Annotated in this window: 15 protein-coding genes and 1 pseudogene; 5 read left to right on the top strand and 11 right to left on the bottom strand. The window is 63.1% G+C overall.

The window, feature by feature from the left end:
• Positions 1-32: 32 nt before the first annotated feature.
• Positions 33-239, top strand: coding sequence for a hypothetical protein (locus DFP86_RS02515; protein ID WP_133678432.1), 207 nt, complete (start codon positions 33-35; stop codon positions 237-239).
• A gap of 123 nt (positions 240-362) precedes the next feature.
• Here DFP86_RS02515 and DFP86_RS02510 read toward each other — a convergent pair.
• The 9 genes and pseudogenes from DFP86_RS02510 to glnE form a co-directional block, all read right to left on the bottom strand.
• Positions 363-971, bottom strand: a pseudogene (locus DFP86_RS02510) (calcium-binding protein); the annotation flags it as partial.
• A complete protein-coding gene (locus DFP86_RS19805; RefSeq protein ID WP_208108212.1) occupies positions 875-1,096 on the bottom strand; it encodes a hypothetical protein in 222 nt (73 codons plus the stop codon). The gene DFP86_RS19805 and the pseudogene DFP86_RS02510, both read right to left, overlap by 97 nt.
• Positions 1,097-1,238: 142 nt before the next feature.
• A complete protein-coding gene (locus DFP86_RS02505; RefSeq protein WP_133678431.1) occupies positions 1,239-2,042 on the bottom strand; it encodes a GNAT family N-acetyltransferase in 804 nt (267 codons plus the stop codon).
• A gap of 66 nt (positions 2,043-2,108) precedes the next feature.
• Positions 2,109-2,666 (bottom strand): hypothetical protein, encoded by a 558-nt coding sequence (locus DFP86_RS02500; RefSeq protein ID WP_133678430.1) that lies wholly within the window; start codon positions 2,664-2,666, stop codon positions 2,109-2,111.
• A 54-nt stretch (positions 2,667-2,720) separates the two neighbouring features.
• A complete protein-coding gene (locus tag DFP86_RS02495; protein ID WP_133678429.1) occupies positions 2,721-3,317 on the bottom strand; it encodes a TetR/AcrR family transcriptional regulator in 597 nt (198 codons plus the stop codon).
• A complete protein-coding gene (waaF, locus tag DFP86_RS02490) occupies positions 3,310-4,353 on the bottom strand; it encodes a lipopolysaccharide heptosyltransferase II (RefSeq protein WP_133678428.1) in 1,044 nt (347 codons plus the stop codon). The genes DFP86_RS02495 and waaF overlap by 8 nt, the downstream gene beginning before the upstream one ends.
• Before the next feature lie 64 nt (positions 4,354-4,417).
• Positions 4,418-4,621, bottom strand: coding sequence for a zinc-finger domain-containing protein (locus DFP86_RS02485; RefSeq protein ID WP_133678427.1), 204 nt, complete (start codon positions 4,619-4,621; stop codon positions 4,418-4,420).
• Positions 4,622-4,633: 12 nt separating this feature from the next.
• Positions 4,634-5,560, bottom strand: coding sequence for a branched-chain amino acid transaminase (locus tag DFP86_RS02480; protein ID WP_133678426.1), 927 nt, complete (start codon positions 5,558-5,560; stop codon positions 4,634-4,636).
• A gap of 69 nt (positions 5,561-5,629) precedes the next feature.
• On the bottom strand, positions 5,630-8,308 hold the full coding sequence (gene glnE, locus DFP86_RS02475; protein WP_133678425.1) for a bifunctional [glutamate--ammonia ligase]-adenylyl-L-tyrosine phosphorylase/[glutamate--ammonia-ligase] adenylyltransferase: 2,679 nt from the start codon (positions 8,306-8,308) through the stop codon (positions 5,630-5,632).
• 70 nt (positions 8,309-8,378) lie between these two features.
• Here glnE and DFP86_RS02470 point away from each other — a divergent pair, with 70 nt between their 5' ends.
• Genes DFP86_RS02470 through tldD form a run of 3 tightly spaced genes read left to right on the top strand, consistent with a single transcriptional unit; the run spans position 8,379 to position 14,463 of the window.
• A complete protein-coding gene (locus tag DFP86_RS02470; RefSeq protein ID WP_166642122.1) occupies positions 8,379-12,203 on the top strand; it encodes a YhdP family protein in 3,825 nt (1,274 codons plus the stop codon).
• On the top strand, positions 12,200-13,009 hold the full coding sequence (locus DFP86_RS02465) for a carbon-nitrogen hydrolase family protein (protein WP_133678423.1): 810 nt from the start codon (positions 12,200-12,202) through the stop codon (positions 13,007-13,009). Before DFP86_RS02470 ends, DFP86_RS02465 begins: the two co-directional genes overlap by 4 nt.
• An 11-nt stretch (positions 13,010-13,020) precedes the next feature.
• Positions 13,021-14,463, top strand: a complete 1,443-nt coding sequence (gene tldD, locus DFP86_RS02460) for a metalloprotease TldD (protein WP_133678716.1) — start codon at positions 13,021-13,023, stop codon at positions 14,461-14,463.
• On the opposite strand, the gene DFP86_RS02455 is transcribed toward tldD, so the two are convergent.
• On the bottom strand, positions 14,409-15,344 hold the full coding sequence (locus DFP86_RS02455) for a LysR family transcriptional regulator (protein ID WP_133678422.1): 936 nt from the start codon (positions 15,342-15,344) through the stop codon (positions 14,409-14,411). The genes tldD and DFP86_RS02455 overlap by 55 nt on opposite strands.
• 88 nt (positions 15,345-15,432) lie before the next feature.
• Here DFP86_RS02455 and DFP86_RS02450 point away from each other — a divergent pair, with 88 nt between their 5' ends.
• On the top strand, positions 15,433-15,972 hold the full coding sequence (locus DFP86_RS02450) for a VOC family protein (RefSeq protein ID WP_208108196.1): 540 nt from the start codon (positions 15,433-15,435) through the stop codon (positions 15,970-15,972).
• A 78-nt stretch (positions 15,973-16,050) separates the two neighbouring features.
• On the opposite strand, the gene nifJ is transcribed toward DFP86_RS02450, so the two are convergent.
• A complete protein-coding gene (nifJ, locus tag DFP86_RS02445; protein WP_208108195.1) occupies positions 16,051-19,614 on the bottom strand; it encodes a pyruvate:ferredoxin (flavodoxin) oxidoreductase in 3,564 nt (1,187 codons plus the stop codon).
• Between the last annotated feature and the right edge of the window lie 40 nt (positions 19,615-19,654).

The following is a 19,654-nucleotide window of genomic DNA, read 5'->3' as shown; positions in this document are numbered from 1 at the left end:
ATGCGATTGCGGCTTTTTTGGGAGATTGGGGCATGAACATTGCCAGTCAAGTAGCAAATGTCGGTAGCGATGGCGGTATGGCGCAAGCCGTGCAGGTCAACGTGCTCAACAAGGCCAAGAATGCCGATGCTGCCGCAGTGCTGCCGTTGCTGAATTCCGCCGTACAGGAGTCGCAGCAGATCCAGGCCACGGCATCGAACCCGGCGCATCTGGGACAGAACGTCGACGTTCGCGCGTAAGCGCACGTTATGGGTTTTCTTCATGGGCGCATGAGGCGTTTAACCTCTTGCGCCCATTGTCATTGCAGAAACTACAACAGTGCCCCCATCACTCGGCGGGGAGTGTTGAAGATGACCGCGCCGTTATGCAAGCAGACGTTGCAGCGCTTCCGCCTCCGACAAGTTGCCGCCTAGCAGCAAATCGGTATTTTCGAAGACGATTTCATTGGTCCCTCGGAAAGACGAGACGCGCAACACCGTGTCGTCTCCTTCTTTGGTTAAAGCGAAGGATAGTGCCTCCTCCATCGGCGTCGCAGGTGCGCTTGTTGCGAACCCCGGCCCCTCCATGGCGACGAATTGCAACTTATCCTCGCCTAGGACAAAGTCCTTGACCACATCACGCGTCCCCGATGTGTAGCGCAGATCCTCGATGCCCCAGACAAAGCTGTCACGGCCCGCCCCGCCGATGAGCACATCGTTGCCTGCGCCGCCGATCAATACGTCGTCGCCCGCTCCGCCACGCAAAGTGTCATTCCCCGCGCCGCCATGCAACAGGTCGAAGCCTTCGCCGCCATCCAAAAAATCGTCGCCAGCCTCGCCGCGCAGATGATCTTGGCCGGCTCCGCCGAATAACCTGTCGTTGCCGGCTCCGCCATTCAGTACGTCATGCCCGTCATCGCCAAACAAGCGGTCGTCGCCTTCGCCGCCATCCAACCAATCGCCGCCGGCCCCGCCGCGCAGATAATCTCGCCCGACACCGCCGAATAAATTGTCGTGCCTCCCTTTCCGTACAAGCGATCATCATTGGCCCCGCCAATGATCGTGTCGTCCCCCTCGCTGCCTATCTGGGTGACACCGTCGGCATGAACACGGCGTATCCGACGCCGCCGTCAAATTGCGGATTTGGCATGCAGATGGCTGTCGGCCTCCATGCCGGATATTGGAACCCGTCGCGATATCGAGAGATGGAGAGGTGCACAAGAGAAGATTGGAATCCTGAAGGGGCTCAGGCAAGTGGAGTCAAGGCGGCGTGGTTCGAGCTGCCTGCATATCCTCGATCGGCAGCAACAGCTGTTTGTAGGCGGCGGGCGAGGGCATGAAGCCGCACGCGAGGTAGAACCGGGCCACCGGTTCGTTGAGCGGCTGAATCAACAGCGCCGCTACGCCGGCCTGCTCGTTGATCGACAGCACATGCTGGATGGCCTCGCGCAGCAGGCCGTGGCCGAGCCCCTTGTGCTGATAGGACGTATCGACCGCGAGCCGGGTCAGAATCGCAACCGGAATGGGGAAGAGGCTGCGGTCGATGGCCTGGGCGCCATGGCCGGGAAACTCACGCGAGTCGATCTGGCCGACGCAGAGGCTGAAATAGGCGGCCACGCGATCCTGCACGCAGACCACGAAGGTCTTGGCGGTGTTCTTCAATTGTGCCTGGCGGGCGCGGTGCGCCAGCCAATCGTTCATGGCCGGGCGGCCGCAGTCGAATTGCACGATCGAATGCGCCGGGGCGAGCGGCTCGGGGGCACGCAAGGCCGAGCCGCCTTCCCAGGGCGTCGGGTTCGTCATCAGTTGGATCAAGGCCGGCGCGGGCGCGGTTTTGCGTTGTTGCAGCGCGATCAACCACTGGCGTTCGCTCCCCGAGACGAAGAATTGCCGTTGCTCGAGCACGGCCAGTTCAGCGGCTTTGCAGGTGCTTTCGAAGATGAACTGGCTGCAGGACAGGCCGGAGATCTCGGCCGCGCGGCGCAACAGAATATCCTGCTCGTGGTTGAGTTCGATCGGACGGCGGATGGTCTTCTGCAACCAACTGAACGGATGCAACGGCATGGCGCTGACTCGCGTGGCAGGGATCTGCCCGCATACTAGACCATAGCAACTGCCGTCTCAAGCGCATCAAGCCCGAGTGTTGACCTGATGGGTATTCGTGTCGGAAGGCAGCAGCAGGGTCTGGGCGGCTTGGTATTGCTGAATCGCGGTGGACGGGTTGGGGGCACGGGATTTTTCCGCATGCTCGGCGGCTTGCCGGGTCTGCGCTTCGACTTGTTGCGTCTGTTCGGTCTGACGTGTCCGTTCTTGCCGCTGCGCCTGTTGGGCGGCGGCTTGGTGCGCCTGATCGGCATGCGCCGTCTGGGCCTGTTGGGCCTGATTTTGCCGTGCAGATAGCGTTTGCGGCGGGGTGGGGGTCGGTTGCCCTCGGCTTTGCGCCGTGACGCTGGCCTGCGCATTGGTCAACTGCTGCCGCAACTCGGCCTCGACCTGTGCCGACTGCTGGTTCTGACGTGCCTGAACGGCCGGCTCCGCCGTGGGCTGTGCCACTTGAGGCGCCGCGGTCCGGTCGCTGTCCTGGCTGCGGGTCTTTTCGACGGCCTGCGCCTGCTGTGCCTGTTGCGCCTGCAGCACCGGGATATTGGTGGCGACGCTGGAGGGCAGGCGGGCGATGGATGGACTCATGGCCTGATTCCTCTATATGCGCTCTGTTCAGTCTAGCTCAGAACCATATAAAAATCAGCATGTTGAGGAGGGCTCTTCGCGCAGCAGTAGCGCCAGCATGCGATCGGCGAGCCGGTCGACGTCCATTTCGCCTTCCGGGTGGAACCATTGCACGGTCCAGTGCAGGCTGCCGAGCAGGGTGCGACGCAACAGCCGCGTGTCGCTTCCGACTAGGCCGGCCGCGGCGGCTTCATCCAACACGGTCTGCCACAGAGCCTCGTAGCGGTCTCGCAATACCACCAGGCCGGGGCGGGCCGCGGCACTGACGCTACGCCACTCGTACAGCATGACTTCGAGGGCCGCCTGGTTTTCTCCCAGCAGCGAATTCAGATGAACGCGGAACAGCGCGGCAAGTTTGTCGCGCGGGTTGTCTGCGCACGACAGGGCCGCCTCGAGTTGTTCGGTGGTGCGGGTGATGCCGAGTGCCATGACCGCCACCAATATCTCTTCTTTACTGCGGAAGTGATAGAACAGGCTGCCTGACTGCAGGCCGACGGCATTGCCCAGGTCGCGTACCGTCGTGCGCTCGTAACCCAGGTCGCGAAACAGACTGGCGGCGGCCAGCACCAGTTCCATGCGGCGGTTGTTGTGGTCGTGGGCGAGGTTATTCATGTGCAATGTCGATGACGGACTGTAGACGGGGCAGTAGTTTTACTGCGGCCCGCCATGCGAGCTCGGGCTCGAGTTTTTCCAGACAGTCGGTGTGACCGAACGGACAGGTGCGCTCGAAGCAGGGGCTGCATTCCAGGCCTAGCGTGATGATTTCCGCTCGATCGGACAAGGGCGGCGTGAAATCGGGGCTGGACGAGCCGTAAAGCGCCACCAGCGGTTTGTCGAGCGCGGCGGCGACGTGCATCAGCCCGGAATCGTTGCACACGGCGATGTCCGCCAGACCGATCAGGTCGATGGCCTGATCCAGGCCGGTGTTGCCGCACAGGTTGACGGCGGTGCCGCCGGACAGTCGGGCGATTTCGCCGCCGATTTCGGCATCCTTGTTCGAGCCGAATAGCCAGATCTGGAAACCGGCGGCAGCGAAACGTTCGGCCAGTGCGGCGAAATGACGCGCTGGCCAGCGCTTGGCCGGACCATACTCGGCGCCGGGGCAGAAGGCGGCGATCGGCTTGTCGGCCGCGAGCCCGAGTGCGGCGAGCGTCGCTTGCTGACGCTGCGGCTCGACGGTCAGATGCGGATGCGGGATGGGGCGCGAGAGCGGCTGCCCTTTGGCTGCCGCCAGGGCGCAAAAGCGCTCGACCATCATCGGCAGGCTGTTCTCGTCCAGTTCGCGCCAGTCGTTGATGGCACCGTAGCGCGATTCGCCGACGAAGCCGGTACGGCGCGGAATGCCGGCGAAGAGCGGAATCAGCGCCGACTTGAGCGAGTTGGGCAGGATGATGGCCTGGTCGAAGCGGTATTTCGCCAGTTGTCGTGCGGTCTTCCAACGCGCCATCAGGCTCAGTTGGCCGTGACCGAACGGGTTGAGATGCGCCTGGGTCACTTCGGGCATGCGGGCCAGGAGCGGCAGGGTCCATTGCGGTGCGAAGACATGCAGCTCGAGTTCGCCGTGGAGCTCATGCAATCGGCGGTACAAGGGCTGGGCCATTACGCTATCGCCAACCCATGAGGGGGCGATGACCAGGATTTTTTTCATGTAGTTCTGATTCACACAAAAAGGGTGCTGCCAGGCGGCACCCTTCGGATTAGGCGTTGGTGGTTCAGTGGTGCCCGCCCGGTTTATCGCCTTTGAGCTGGTAGCGGGTGGAGCAATACGGGCAGCGTGCCGCGCCGTGTTCGTCAAGCTGTAGATAGACCCTGGGGTGGGCATTCCACTTCAGCATGTCCGGCATCGGGCACGCCAGCGGCAGATCCGTCGCGGCGATGTCGATCTGGCGCTCGGTATTGGGTTTCAGTTCTGACATGTTACCTATTCCTTAGCTTTGCACGTAGGTCAACCAAGCCGCGTGATTGGCATCGAGCCCCTTGACGCAGTCGAAGTAGCGGCGCTGGATCTCGGTGGTGATCGGGCCGCGCGTGCCGTTGCCGATCTGGCGGTTGTCCAGCTCGCGGATCGGGGTGACCTCGGCCGCCGTGCCTGTAAAGAAAGCTTCCTCGGCACTATAGACTTCGTCTCGCGTCAGGCGTTTTTCGATGATTTCCAGCCCCATTTCGCCGGCGATCTGCATGACGGTATCGCGGGTGATGCCCTCGAGCGCGGAGGTCAGGTCGGGAGTATACAGCTTGCCGCGTCGTACGATGAACACGTTTTCGCCCGAACCCTCCGCCACGTAGCCCTCGACGTCGAGCAGCAGCGCTTCGTCGTAACCGTCGCGCGTGGCTTCGGTATTGGCCAGGATGGAGTTCATGTAGTTGCCGTTGGCCTTGGCTTTACACATGGTAATGTTGACGTGGTGGCGGGTGAAGGACGAGGTCTTGACCCGGATACCTTTTTCCATGCCCTCGGCGCCGAGATAGGCGCCCCATGGCCAGGCGGCCACAATGACTTGCACGTCGTCGACCGGCGGCGCCACGCCGAGCTTGCCGGAGCCGTAGAAGGCCATCGGGCGGAAGTAACAGGACGACAGCTTGTTGGCCTTCACCACCTCGCGGTGGGCATGGTTGATCTCTTCTTTGGAGAAGGGCAGTTTGATGCCGAGAATATGCGCCGAGCGGAACAGGCGGTCGGTATGATCCTGCAGGCGGAAGATGGCCGGGCCGCGAGCGGTTTCATAGGCGCGCACGCCTTCGAATACGCCCATGCCGTAATGCAGGGTATGCGTCAGTACGTGGGTGGTGGCGGAGCGCCACTCGACCAGTTCGCCGTTGTACCAGATATAGCCGTCTCGATCAGCCATCGACATAATCAGTTTCTCCATTTGTATATTTTAATGTGCTGCAATTATATAGCTGCGCTAAGGGTAGAACATAAATCAGTCCGTACCGAATAGATATTGCCATAGGGCCCATGCCTGGCGGTAGTGCTGTTCCAATTCGGCGGTCACTTCGCAGCGCCGCGCTTCGTTGAGTCGGGCCGCATGTTGCAGTCGTCGGCAGTAGCGGTAGGTCTGGCGCGCCGCTTCCGCCAAATCGGTCGGTATCAACCCTGCCTGCGCCGCCACCGCCAACAGCGCGATGGTGCCCGTGTTGGCGGTCAGTGCCGGTAGTTTGTCGGCGTGCGCCAGGATCAGGTGCTGGATGATGAACTCGATGTCCACCAGGCCGCCTCGGGCATGTTTGACGTCGGCGGGTTCGGCCGGATGGGTTTCCAGCATGCGGCGGCGCATGGCGCGTACTTCCTCGGCCAGTCGCGCCGCCTCGCGCGGCATGGATAGGATGGCTCGGCGTGCGCGGTCGAAGCGTCGGCCGATGTGCCGGTCGCCGGCGACGAAACGCGCCCGGGTCAGTGCCTGGTGTTCCCACACCCAGGCTTGTTTTTCCTGATAGCTTTCGAATGCCTGCATGGTACTGACCAGCAAGCCGCTCGAGCCGTTGGGGCGCAGGCGTAGATCGATGTCGTACAGGCCGCCGGCCGCGGTGGTGCTGGTCAGCCAAGTCACCATCTTGCGCGCCAGCCGCGCGTAGAGTTCGGGGGCGTCCGGATGTGGGTCGTCGAACAGGAAGATCACGTCCAGGTCCGAGGCATAACCCAATTCCTTGCCCCCCAATTTGCCGTAGCCGATCACCGCGAAGGCCGGGGTGTCGACGTGGCGGGTGGGAATGTCGAGCCAGGCGTGACGCAGCGTGGCGTCCAGAATCAGGTCTGCCAGGCGCGATAGCTCGTCCGACAGCGCCTCGACCGTCCACATGCCGGCCAGATCCTGCGCCACCAGGCGGAAGGCCTGGGCATGCTGCATATGGCGCAGCGTATCCATTTTGGCCTCGACGTCGCCGTTGCAATCGGCAAGTTGCTGCTCGAGTTGCGCGGCGATCGCCGACCAGTCCGGCGGGCTGTACAGCACCCGCGCGTCCAGCAATTCGTCCAGCAGGATCGGATGGCGTGTCAGGTAGGTCGATACCCAGGCGCTGGCCGACGATAACGAGGCCAATCGCTGTAGCGTCTGCGGGTATTCGGTCAGCAGGGCGAGATAGGGCGCGCGCCGGCTGATGGCCTCCAACAGCGTCAGGACGCGCGATAGCGTGGCATCCGGATTGGGGAAGTGGCCCGAGACTTCGATCAGCGGCGGAATCAGCGCATCGAACTTCTTGCGGTTGGCCAGCGCCATTTGCTGGTAGCGCTGGCTGGTCGACAGCCCATGCAGCAAGCGCGCCACGTCCTGCGGATGCTGAAAACCGAGCTCGGTCAGTTGCGGGCTGATATCGCCTTCGCCGATGTCGCGCCATAGCGCGGTCAGCGGGTGGTCCGGCGCGGTTTCGGTCGGCAGGAAGAAAACCTGTTCGAAGTGGCGTGTGACATGGCGTCGGTGGCGTGCCAGCGCCGACAGGAAGGCGTCGGTATTGGCGAAGTTCATGCTGGCGGCGATCTGCTCCAACGCCTCGGCGCGTTCCGGCAAAGTCTGGGTTTGTTGGTCGTCCACGTATTGCAGCCGGTGCTCCAGATTGCGCAGAAAGGTGTAGGCCTCGAGCAGTTCTTGCACGGCCGAGGGTTCCTGTAGGCGCAATTCGGCGAGCCGGGCAAGCGTTTGACGGGTGCCGAACAACTGCAGGCTCTTCTCGCGTCCGCCTCGAATGAGTTGGAACACCTGGGCGATGAACTCGATCTCGCGGATACCGCCCGGTCCGAGTTTGATGTTATCGGCCAAGTCGCGCCGCGCCACTTCGCGCCGGATTTGGCTGGATAGCTCGCGCATGGCGCCATAGGCGTTGTAATCGAGATATTTGCGATAAACGAAGGGGCGCACCAGTTCGGACAGGCCGGCGACGTCGCCGGTCAATGCACGCGCCTTGATCCAGGCATAGCGCTCCCACTCGCGCCCTTGGGTCAGCAGATAATTTTCCAGCGCGCTGAAACTCATGGCCAGCGGCCCCGAGTCGCCATAGGGGCGCAGACGCATGTCGACGCGGAATACCTGTCCGTCGGCCGTGACGTCGTTCAAGAGTGCGATCAGTTTCTTGCCGACCTGGCAGAAATACTCGTGATTGCTGATGGGGCGCGGGCCATCGGTCTGGCCGTTCTCCGGGTAGATGAAGATTAGGTCGATATCGCTCGATGCATTGAGCTCGCCGCCGCCCAGCTTGCCCATGCCGATCACGATCAGCGTCTGTTTTTCGCCGCTTTCCTCGCCGATCGGCTCGCCGTGATGCGCCAAAGCCCGGCAGGCGACCGGCAGTGCGGTGCGCACTGCGAATTCGGCCAACGCACTGATGGTGTCGACCACCTCGTCGAGCGTGGCGAGTCCGCCGATATCGCGTGCGATCAGTCGCGCCATCACGGCGCGGCGTAGCGTGCGTAGCATCGGCGCCAGGGTTTCCGGGGTTTCCAGCGCCGGCCAGTCGGCGAAGGCTAGCATGTGTGCCGCGCCGAATGGCTGGTCGACTTCCCGGGCAAGCCGCGCCGCTTCCGCCGGATGGGCCTCCAGCACGCGCGACAGGTAGCGGGAAAAGCGGACCGCCCTCGCGATGGCGCTGGCACTGCTGGCGTTTGATGGCATAATGTCTCCGCGTTCAGGTTCCAGAGAGAATGTGCTGACATGTCTCCCTCATTGTACTGGTTTGTCTCCATTGAAAAAGCTCATCGGCTTGTTTAGCCATCTTCCGGTCATTCACACCCTCAAGAGGCTGCTGAAACTGTCGGCTTGGGTGTTCGGCCTGGCGGCGTCGGCCGTGACGGTGGGCTTCCTGCTGTTCACTTTCCAGGTGTTGCCCAATCTGGACCACTACCGTTTGGCGTTGGCACGCCAGGCTGGGCAGGCTTTGGGGCGGCAAGTGACCATCGGTCGGATTTCCGGCGCCTGGGACGGTTTGGCGCCGCGCTTCGAACTCTCCGCGCTGTCGATCGCCGATCCGCACGGTGCGCCGTTGACACTCGACCGTATCGCCGTGGTGCCGTCGTGGCAAAGTCTGATCGCCTTCGAGCCGCGCATGGCGTTGATCGAGCTATCGTCGCCCGCGCTCGATATCCGCCGCGGCCGTGACGGCCGCTTCTATCTGAATGGTTTCCCCTTGTCCGGCAACGGGGCGCGTGCCGCCGGCGAGAGCCACCCCGGCGATTGGTTGCTACGGCAAAGCCGTATTGTGGTCACCGGCGCTCGCATCGCTTGGCAGGACGAGTTCCTCGGCCTGCCTAAGCTGACGTTGTCCGATGGGAAGTTGGAACTCGCCAGCGGGTTGTTGGGCCACGATCTTCAGCTTTCGGGCAAACCGCCGGCCACGGTCGGCGATAACGTCGAGTTAAGCGGGAGTTGGCACGGCGACGAACTCGACCATTGGCAACAGTGGCGCGGTAGCGTGAGCGCCAGCCTGCACGGTGCCCGCGTTTCGCCATGGAGCCGCTATCTGCAGCCCTTCGGCCTGATCAAACGGGGCGAGGGCGACGGATCGGTCGAACTATCCTTCGCCGATGGCCGCATCAATCGTCTGGTGGCCGACGTCAAGGTCAGAAATGCCGCGTATGCACTGCCCGGCGCCGCCGAGTTGTCTCTTCCCGCGCTTGCCGGGCGCCTACAGTTGGAGCGCAGCGGCGACGTTTACCAAGTGAACGCGAGCCACCTGTCGCTTTTGAGCGCCAGCGGCCCGGTGTTCACCGATTCGAACATCAACGGGTTCTGGGATACCGGAACGCCCGGCGGCGGCGAAATGCGCGTCGACAACGTCAACCTGGCGCATCTGAGTCCGTTTCTGCACGCCCTCGGCGTGGATCGCAACCCCTTGTTCTCGCATTTCTCGCCATCCGGACAATTGAAGAACCTGTCGCTCGGCTGGCAGGGGCACCCCGATGCACCGACACGCTACCGGTTCGAGTCCAGCTTCTCGAATTTGGCCTGGCAGCCCTCCGGCCAAGTGCCTGGCGTCGATGGCCTGAGCGGCTCGGTCAAGTTCGATCAGGACGGCGGGCAACTGCGGCTCTCCGCGGCCGAAACCGTACAGCTGCCGCATGTGTTTGCCAAACCGCTGCATTTCTCTTCGTTGGCAGCCGACGTCGGCTGGCGTTCGAGCGGGCAGAGCCTACAGGTCGATATCGATCAATGGCAGTTCGCCAATGCCGATCTTCGCGGGCGGTTCGCCGGGCACTATCGTCGCGCCGGTTCGGGCGCCGGCACCATCGACCTGACTGGCGGCATCGACCATGTGCTGGCGACGCGAGTGGTCGACTATCTGCCCTATCAGGCTGGCGCGGACACCATTCGCTGGCTGTCCGGCGCACTCAAGGCCGGTACGCTGGAGAACGCGCAACTGCGCCTGCGGGGCGACCTGGATCGTTTCCCGTTCAAGGGGGGGCAAGGCGGTGAATTCCTGGTGTCCGGCACAGTGCGCGGCGCCTCTTTGCTGTTCGACAAGAATTGGCCGTTGCTTTCCGGTTTCGATGCCAGCCTGGTGTTCCATAACGAACGCATGGACATCAAGTCGTCCCAGGTTCAGACCCTGGGCAACCGCCTGACACAGGTTCAGGTGGCCATTCCCGATCTGGGCGGCGCCGATCCGCATCTGACGATCCAGGGGCAAGCCAGCGGCGAGTTGGCCAATATGCTGCGCTATACCGCGCATAGTCCGGTGGACGGCTGGTTGTCCGGCTTCCTCGGCAAAACCCGCGCCACCGGTCAGGCCGCCTTGCGTCTCAACTTGTCGATCCCGTTGTCCAGCCGCGGGCAACCCAAGGTCGACGGGCAATTGCACTTGATGGACAACCAATTGGCGCTGACGTCGCTGCCTTTGCCGCCGTTGCAGTCGGTCAACGGCGTGCTGGGTTTCAGCGAACATGGCGTCTCCAGCAGCGGCATCGCCCTCAAGGCCTTTGGCGGGCCATTCGTACTCAAGGCCGAGAGCGACGCCAATGCGCGCATGCGTTTCGTTGTCGACGGCCAGGCGGACAGCCGTCAGGTGGTGGCGCGCTATGTCGATTTCCTGGCGCCGCACATCAGCGGCAACTCGCACTACCAGGCGCGTTTCACGCTGCATGGCGGGCTGGAGTCGCTACAGGTCGGTTCCGATCTGGTGGGCACCCGAGTCGATGCGCCATCGGCGCCGCTGTCCAAGGCCGCCGCGGCCGCGTTGCCGTTCAACCTGACGTTGATGCCGGTGCGCAATGGCGGTATGCGGCTCGATTTTTCGGCGGGTAGCCAAATTGCCGGCCGGACGCGCTTCGACGCCGATGGCACGGCACTCGGCACCGAGGTGGCGATCGGCCGTGCGCTGAGCGATCAGCCTAGCTCGGGTGTGCGCATCAAGGCGGCGCTGCCTCAAATCGATGCTCGTGCCTGGAGCGACTGGAGCCTTGCGACGGCAGGGGCATCGGTCGATAGCGCGGGGCTGCCGCCGTTGCATATCGAAGTGGCTACACCGCTGTTGACCTGGGGGCCGTATAGCTTGCACCGCGCGAGCTTGTGGCTTGGCCACGAACCGGGAGACGAAGAGTGGCATGCCATGGTCGATGCCGCCGAAATACAGGGCGCGATCGATTACGATCCGCGCAACAATGGCAGCATTCACGCCCGGCTGCCGCTGGTCGTGTTAAATCAGCCGTTCGCGCGCGATAGCTCAAGCGGCGCGCCGACCTCGCTGCCGGCGATGGACATTCGCATCGGTAAGCTGGTGTATAAAGGCAACGCGCTCGGTAGTCTGACGGTCAACGCACGCTACGTGGCGCGCGACTGGCTGCTCGACAACGTGACGCTGACCCTGCCCGAGGGCTCGCTGAGCGGTTCGGTACGGGTGCTGGACGCCGGCTCGGTCGATACCCGATTCAAGGTGCAGGCCAGCGATGTCGGCAAGTTGCTGGCGCATTTCGGCCTCAAGGAAACCTTCAACCGGGGCCAGGGCTCATTGAGCGGGAGCTTGTCCTGGCCCGGTGGGCTGGGGGACTTCGATGCGGCCAATGCCAGCGGGCAAATGTCGACGGACTTGAGCGACGGCCGCTTCGCCAAGGTCGACCCCGGTGTGGCGCGCCTCTTGGGCGTGTTGAGCCTGCAATCGCTGCCGCGCCGCATCCATCTCGATTTCACCGACGTGTTCAGCGAGGGGTTCGCTTTCGATTCCTTGCGGGGTGACGCCACGATCAGCCGAGGTATATTTAAATCGGACAATCTGGTCATGAAGGGGCCCGGCGCCGACGTCAACATCAAGGGCGTGGTCAACCTTGCGACGGAAACCCAGCAATTGCAGGTGCACGTCGAGCCGCACCTGTCCGAGGGCGTGGCGCTGGCGACCGGCGCGGCCTTGATCAACCCGGTGGTCGGCGTGGCGGCACTGGCGGCGCAGAAAGTGCTGCGCGACCCGGTGAGCAAGATATTCTCGGTGGATTACAGCGTAAGCGGTACGTTCGCCGAGCCGGTGGTCGCGCGGATCAAGTCGACGACATTGACCAACACCTTGCGGAAACTCAAACCATGAAAAGCAAATGTTTAGCCGCCGCCGTGCAGATGGTGTCGGGTACCGACTGGCAGCATAACTTGCGCAGCGCCCAGACCCTGGTTGACGAGGCGGCCTCGCGTGGCGCGAGCCTGGTGGTGCTGCCCGAATACTTCTGTTTAATGGGACGGCACGAAGAGGATAAGGTGGCGCTGGCCGAGGTTCCGGGCCAAGGCCAGCTACAGCAGGCACTGGCCGATATGGCGCGTTGCCACAAGATCTGGCTGGTCGGCGGTACGGTGCCGCTGGTGACGCCTGTGCCCGGCAAGGTCTATAACACCACTTGGTTGTTCGATCCGTCGGGCGAACCCGCCGCACGCTACGACAAAATCCATCTGTTCGGTTTCTCCGGCCTAGGCGAAACCTACTGCGAGTCCAACACCATCGCGCCCGGCACGCAGCCGGTCAAGGCGCGCACCGAGTTGGGCGAATTGGCGTTGGGCATCTGTTACGATCTGCGCTTTCCCGAGCTCTTCCGTCAAATGGCGCCGTTCGATCTGCTGGCCCTGCCGGCCGCCTTTACCGCCACGACCGGCCAGGCGCACTGGGAGGTGCTGTTGCGTGCCCGCGCCATCGAGAACCAGTGCTACGTTATCGCCGCGGCACAGGGCGGCCAGCACCAGAACGGTCGCGCCACTCACGGCCACTCGATGATCATCGATCCCTGGGGGCGCATCCTGGCCGAATTGCCGCAAGGCGAGGGCGTGGTACTGGCCGAGATCGACACCAACCTGATCCAATCCGTCCGGTCGCGCCTGCCAGCCTTGGCGCACCGGGTACTGAAATGAAAGAACCTGCCATGCAAGAAGCCTTTGCCGCCGCCGAGCAACTGTTGTTGAAACCCAGTGGTTTGGACGAAGAGATCCTAGAAGCCGCTTTCGCCCGTCTCGCCCGGCGCGACATCGACTACGCCGACCTGTATTTCGAATACATCCGCAATGAAGGCTGGAGTCTGGAAGAGGGCATCGTCAAGTCCGGCAGCTTCAACATCGAGCAGGGGGTCGGCATTCGCGCCGTCAGCGGAGACAAGACCGCCTTCGCCTATTCCGACGAGATCAGCGGCGCGGCGCTGGCGCGTGCGACCGACGCGGTGCGCGCCATCGGCAGCAACGAGGGGCACTTGCCGGTGACCGTGCCGACGCAACGTACCGCTCGCGATCTTTATCCGGCCATCGATCCTTGTGCCAGCCTCGAGGCCGCGGCCAAGGTGGCGCTGCTGGAGAAAGTGGAAAAATTGGCGCGCGCCATGGACCCGCGCATCATCCAAGTGATGGCCGGTCTTGCCGCCGAGTACGACGTCATTTACCTGGCCCGTCACGATGGCGTACGCGCCGCCGATGTGCGTCCGCTGGTGCGACTGTCGGTCTATGTGATCGCCGAGCAAAACGGCCGGCGCGAGCAAGGCGCCAGCGGTGGCGGCGGGCGCTACGACCTGTCGAGCTTCACCGACGAGGTGGTCGAGCGCTTCGTGCGCCAGGCGGTGAGCCAAGCGCTGACCAATCTCGAAGCGCGCCCGGCGCCCGCCGGCCAGATGACCGTGGTGCTCGGCCCGGGTTGGCCGGGGGTGCTGCTGCACGAAGCCATCGGCCATGGCCTGGAGGGGGATTTCAACCGCAAGGGCACTTCGGCTTTCAGCGGCCGGTTGGGCGAGCGCGTCGCCGCCCGTGGCGTGACCGTGGTCGACGACGGCACGCTCGCCGGTCGGCGCGGCTCGCTGGCCATCGACGATGAAGGCAACCCGACCCAGTGCACCACGCTGATCGAAGACGGCATCCTGCGCGGCTATATGCAAGACGCGATGAACGCCCGGCTGATGAAGACCGCGCCGACCGGCAACGGCCGACGCGAATCCTACGCCAGCATCCCCATGCCGCGCATGACGAATACCTACATGCTGGCGGGCCAGCACGATCCGCAGGAGATCATCGCCTCGGTCAAGGATGGGCTGTATGCGGTCAATTTCGGTGGTGGCCAAGTCGACATTACCAGCGGCAAGTTCGTGTTCTCGGCATCCGAAGCTTGGCGCATCGAGGACGGCAAGCTGACTTATCCGGTCAAGGGCGCCACGCTGATCGGCAACGGACCGGACGTATTGAACTACGTATCGATGATCGGCAACGATCTGGCGCTCGACCAAGGGGTCGGCGTGTGCGGCAAGGAGGGCCAGAGCGTGCCGGTCGGCGTCGGTCAGCCGACGCTGCGCATCGACGGGGGGTTGACCGTCGGCGGTACCGGCGAGTGAAGGAAGTCGAGCAGCATGGCGCGCAGTTGCTGGGCTGCCGGCGATAGCGCGCGCTCCTTGCGGGTATAGATGAAAAAGCGCCGCGTGACGCGCGGTTCGATCAGCGGACGCATGCTGAGGTTATAGTGGCGCACCATGGCCGCCGCGTAAGGCATGCAGGCGGTCACGCCGAGTCCGGCACTGACCATCGACAACGCGGTGGGCATGAATGTCACCTCGATGCCGGGTTCCAAGGTGCGGTCGCGGAATGCCGCGGGCAGTTCGCCCGAAAGGCGTTGCGTGAATTCGCCGGACAGCGAAATGAATGGCTGGGCCAGCAGTTCGGCCCAGCGTACCTCGTTTGCCGCCGCCAGCGGATGGTCGGTGGGGCAAACCGCCATAAATGGCAACTCGAACAGCATTTCGGCGTGAATGTCCGAATTCAGCTTGCGCTCGGGGCCGATGGCAAAATCCACCTCGCCGGAAAACACCGGCGTCATGATGTTCTCCACCACGCAGTCCAGCAGGCGCACGCGCACACCGGGATGGCGCCTGCCGAATGCCGCGATGACCTCCGGCAGGAAGGTCGCCGCCATCAATTGCGGCGCGGCGATGCTGACCGAACCGGTCTTCAGCGTGCGCAGGCTGCTGGCCTCCTCCAATACGCCGTCCAACTCGTGCAGGATCTTGTCGACCCGCGGAAACAGGCTATGGCCGACGTCCGATAACTGGATGCGTCGCGTGGTGCGATCGAATAGCCTCAGCCCCAACACCCCTTCCAACTCCTTGATCAGCCCGCTCAGCGCCGATTGCGTGACGAAGAGGCTTTCGGCCGCCTGGGTGAAGCTGCCGCTGCGGGCCACCGCGACGAAGGCGCGCAACTGGCGCAAAGAAATATTCATTTGGCAATCTAATAAATTTATCAATTAATACGGTTTGTACAATAAATGCCATTGGTCTTCAATAGAAAGATTCCCGGAGAACATCGCTATGCAGATCCGAAAAATTCATCATGTGGCGTACCGTTGCCGCAATGCCAAGGAAACGGTCGAGTGGTACGGCAAGTATCTGAACATGCGCTTCATTCTGGCCATCGCCGAAGACCAGGTGCCGTCGACCGGCGAACCCGATCCGTACATGCATGTGTTTCTCGATGCCGGCAACGGTAACGTGTTGGCTTTCTTCGAATTGCCAACCCGGCCGCCGATGGGGCGAGATCCGAACACGCCGACCTGGACTCAGCATTTGGCGCTGGAGGTCGACGCGATGGCGGATCTGTTGACGACCAAGGCGAAGTTGGAGGCGGATGGCATCGAGGTGATCGGCCCGACCGATCACACCCTATTTCAGTCGATCTACTTCTTCGATCCGAACGGCCACCGCCTGGAGTTGGCCTGCAATACCGCCACCGCCGAAATGAACCGCAAGCTCGACGAAGTCAAATGGGCGATGCTGGAGGAGTGGGATCGGACTAAGCAGGCGCCGCAGCATGCGCGTTGGATGCACGACGGTAGCCACCGGCAGAAATAAAAACATCCCGGACAGACAAGCCATCCGGGATGTTGGTCGTAGCGTGCGTTCGGCGAAGGCCACGCACGATGACATCTCTCAGTCGCCGTCGGCGTCGTCGCCCGCCATTCGTTGCAGGTGCTCGAAGCGATGGCGCATTTGCGTATCGGCCTCGCGCACCAGTGCCTGATAGTGCTCGGGATGCGTGCGTTCGGTGATGCGGAAACGGCCTTCCTGTGCCATGAAGTCCGCCAGGGGGAGTGTCGGCGCGGCACTGTCGAGCTTAAGCGGGTTTTCGCCGGTGCCGAACTTCCTCGGGTCGTAGCGGTACAGCGGCCAGTAGCCGGCCTGCACCGCGGCCTTTTGCCGTTCCAGCCCATCGCCCATATCGTAGCCGTGGGCAATGCAGTGCGCGTAGGCAATGATCAGCGATACGCCGTCGTAGCTGACAGCGTCCTGCAGTGCACGCACGGTCTGCACGTCCTTGGCGCCGAAGGCCACCGAGGCGACATAGACGTTGCCGTAGGTCATGGCGATCTGCCCAAGATCCTTCTTCGGCCGTACCTTGCCCGAGGTGGCGAACTTGGCGGCGGCGCCAAGCGGAGTCGCCTTGGATTGTTGGCCGCCGGTGTTGGAGTACACCTCGGTATCCATCACCAGGATGTTGACGTTGCGGCCCGAAGCCAGCACATGGTCGAGGCCACCGTAACCGATGTCGTAGGCCCAGCCGTCGCCACCGACGATCCACACCACTTTTTCCACCAGATAATCGGCTAGCTCCAGCAAGCGCATGGCCGCCGGGTCGGCGTTGCCGGCGAGCGTCTGACGCAGCAGCGCCACGCGCTCGCGTTGCGCCTTGATGCCCGCGTCGGTGCTCTGATCGGCATTGATCAGGCCATCGGCCAGGTCGGGCGGCAGCGTCGGCGCCAACTGGCGCAGCAGTTCGCGTCCCTGTGCCTTGTGTTGGTCGAGCGCCAGACGGAAGCCCAGCCCGAACTCGGCGTTGTCTTCGAACAGCGAGTTGGCCCAGGCCGGGCCACGACCGGCACGGTCGGTGGTGTAAGGCGTGGTCGGCAGGTTGCCGCCGAAGATCGACGAGCAGCCGGTGGCATTGGCAATCAGCGTGCGGTCGCCGAACAGTTGGGTCAGCAGTTTGACATAGGGGGTCTCGCCGCAGCCCAGGCAGGCACCGGAGAATTCGAACAGCGGCTGGATCAATTGGGTGGTCTTGAGGCTCAGCTTGATGTCGGCGCGCTCGAATTCCGGCTTTTCGAGGAAGAAGGCGAAGTTGTCGCGCTCGTCGGCCAACAGCGGCGCCTTGGGCGCCATGGCCAGCGCCAGCCGTTCTGGATTGGCCTTGTCTTTGCCCGGGCAGACTTTTACGCACAGCGTGCAGCCGGTGCAGTCTTCCGGTGCCACCTGTAGCAGATAGGCGCCACCCTTGGCTTCGGCGCCCTTATAGGGCATGGACTTGAGCGTGGCCGGCGCATCGGCGAGGGCATCGGGGGCGACGCCCTTGATGCGGATGGCCGAGTGCGGACAAACCATCGCGCACTTATTGCACTGGATGCACAACGAAGGTTCCCAGGCCGGGATTTCGTCGGCGATATTGCGTTTTTCGTATTTTGAAGTACCGACCGGCCAAGTGCCATCCACCGGGAAGGCGCTGACCGGCAGCAAGTCGCCTTTGCCCGCCAGCATCATGGCGGTCACGCGCTGCACGAAGTCAGGTGCGTCGACCGGTACGATCGGCGGCGGTACGCGGCGGGCATCGGCCTGTGCGCCGACGGGCACCGGGTGCAATCCGGCCAAGGTCTGATCGACGGCGGCGAAGTTCTTTTCCACCACCGCGCGGCCCTTACGGCTGTAGGTCTTCTCGATCGCTTTCTTGATCTGGGCGATAGCCTCCTCGCGCGGCAGTACGGCCGACAGAGCGAAGAAGCAGGTCTGCATGATGGTGTTGATGCGCGCGCCCATGCCGGTGGCTTGGGCGACCGCGCGGGCGTCGATGGTGTAGACCTTGAGTTGCTTGTCCAGGATCTCCTGCTGCACCGAACGCGGCAGTTGATCCCACAACTGATCGGCCGGGTAGGGGGTATTGAGCAGCAAGGTGGCGCCGGGCGCGGCATATTGCAGCACGTCGTAGCGGTCGAAGAACACGAAGTGGTGACAAGCGACGAACTGCGCTTCCTGCACCAGATAGCTCGACTGGATCGGACGGCTCGCGAAGCGCAAGTGCGAGATCGTGACCGCGCCGGATTTCTTCGAATCGTAGACGAAGTAACCCTGTGCATAGAGCGGTGTGTTGTCGGCAATGATCTTGATCGAATTCTTGTTGGCGCCCACCGTGCCGTCGGCTCCCAAGCCGAAGAATACCGCGCATTGTTCGCCGGCTTCGCGCAGGCGGTAATGCGGATCCACTTCAAGCGACAGCCCACTGACGTCGTCGTTGATGCCGACGGTGAAGTGGCGTTTCGGCGCCGGTTTGGCCAGTTCGTCGAACACCGCCTTGATCATGGCGGGCGTGAATTCCTTGGATGCCAGACCGTAGCGGCCGCCGATGACGCGCGGGCGGAAGTCCTGCGGCAGCCAGCCTTCGGCGCGGCCTTCCTCCAGGGCGGCCAAGACGTCCAGGAACAGCGGCTCGCCGAGGCTGCCGGGCTCCTTGCAACGGTCGAGCACGGCGATCGATTTGACCGTGGGGGGCAGGGCCGTCACCAGATCGCGTGCCGATAGCGGCCGGTACAACCGTACTTTGAGTACGCCAGTTTTGTTTCCGGTCTGGTTGAGCGCCTCGCTGGTCAGGTCGGCGGCTTCGGCGCCGGAACCCATGATGACGATCACCCGATCCGCATCGGCGGCGCCGACATAGTCGAACAGCTTGTATTGACGGCCCGTCAGCTCGGCGAAGCGATCCATCTCTTCTTGCACCGTGGCCGCGCAGAGATCGTAGAACGGATTGCGCGCTTCCTGCGCCTGGAAGAAAGTGTCCGGATTTTGCGCGGTGCCGCGCACCACGGGATGATCCGGGCTGAGGGCGCGGCTACGCATGGCGTGCACCTGTGCCTCGTCGATCATGGTGGCCAGCGTTTCATCGTCCAGATAGGCGATCTTGGCCACTTCATGCGAGGTGCGGAAGCCATCGAAGAAGTGTAGGAAGGGGACGCGGCTCTTTAGCGTCGCCGATTGGGCGATCGCCGCCATGTCCTGCGCTTCCTGCACCGAGCCGGAGGCCAGCATGGCAAAGCCGGTCTGGCGCGTCGCCATCACATCGGAGTGGTCGCCAAAAATAGATAGGGCGTGGGTGGCCAGCGTACGCGCCGAGACATGCATGACGAACGGCGTCAGTTCGCCGGCGATCTTGTACATGTTCGGAATCATCAACAACAGGCCTTGCGAGGCGGTAAAGGTGGTCCCCAATGCCCCTGCCTGGATGGCGCCGTGCACGGCACCGGCGGCGCCGCCCTCGGACTGCATTTCGGTAATTTCCGGCACCATGCCCCACAGGTTGCGCCGGCCCTCTGCGGCCCACTGGTCGGCCAATTCGCCCATGGTGGACGATGGTGTAATAGGGTAGATAACAGCGATTTCGTTGCTGCGATAAGCGACCGAGGCACAGGCCTCGTTGCCGTCTACCGTGATCATCTGCGGCTTGTTCAACATCCTGATCCAACCTTTGGATGGTTTCATCGATCCGATATTG

Source organism: Paludibacterium purpuratum, from assembly GCF_004363805.1.
In the GTDB taxonomy this organism is placed as follows: domain Bacteria; phylum Pseudomonadota; class Gammaproteobacteria; order Burkholderiales; family Chromobacteriaceae; genus Paludibacterium; species Paludibacterium purpuratum.
The sequence above is the reverse complement of the archived record's forward strand: the minus strand, read 5'-3'. Positions and strand labels throughout refer to the sequence as shown.

Bases quoted from the DNA above. Each gene is read 5' to 3' on its own strand.
- DFP86_RS02515 (WP_133678432.1), top strand. From the start codon at position 33: ATGAACATTGCCAGTCAAGTAGCAAATGTCGGTAGCGATGGCGGTATG.
- DFP86_RS02505 (WP_133678431.1), bottom strand. From the start codon at position 2,042: ATGCCGTTGCATCCGTTCAGTTGGTTGCAGAAGACCATCCGCCGTCCG.
- DFP86_RS02500 (WP_133678430.1), bottom strand. From the start codon at position 2,666: ATGAGTCCATCCATCGCCCGCCTGCCCTCCAGCGTCGCCACCAATATC.
- DFP86_RS02495 (WP_133678429.1), bottom strand. From the start codon at position 3,317: ATGAATAACCTCGCCCACGACCACAACAACCGCCGCATGGAACTGGTG.
- waaF (WP_133678428.1), bottom strand. From the start codon at position 4,353: ATGAAAAAAATCCTGGTCATCGCCCCCTCATGGGTTGGCGATAGCGTA.
- DFP86_RS02485 (WP_133678427.1), bottom strand. From the start codon at position 4,621: ATGTCAGAACTGAAACCCAATACCGAGCGCCAGATCGACATCGCCGCG.
- DFP86_RS02480 (WP_133678426.1), bottom strand. From the start codon at position 5,560: ATGTCGATGGCTGATCGAGACGGCTATATCTGGTACAACGGCGAACTG.
- glnE (WP_133678425.1), bottom strand. From the start codon at position 8,308: ATGCCATCAAACGCCAGCAGTGCCAGCGCCATCGCGAGGGCGGTCCGC.
- DFP86_RS02465 (WP_133678423.1), top strand. From the start codon at position 12,200: ATGAAAAGCAAATGTTTAGCCGCCGCCGTGCAGATGGTGTCGGGTACC.
- tldD (WP_133678716.1), top strand. From the start codon at position 13,021: ATGCAAGAAGCCTTTGCCGCCGCCGAGCAACTGTTGTTGAAACCCAGT.
- DFP86_RS02455 (WP_133678422.1), bottom strand. From the start codon at position 15,344: ATGAATATTTCTTTGCGCCAGTTGCGCGCCTTCGTCGCGGTGGCCCGC.
- DFP86_RS02450 (WP_208108196.1), top strand. From the start codon at position 15,433: ATGCAGATCCGAAAAATTCATCATGTGGCGTACCGTTGCCGCAATGCC.
- nifJ (WP_208108195.1), bottom strand. From the start codon at position 19,614: ATGTTGAACAAGCCGCAGATGATCACGGTAGACGGCAACGAGGCCTGT.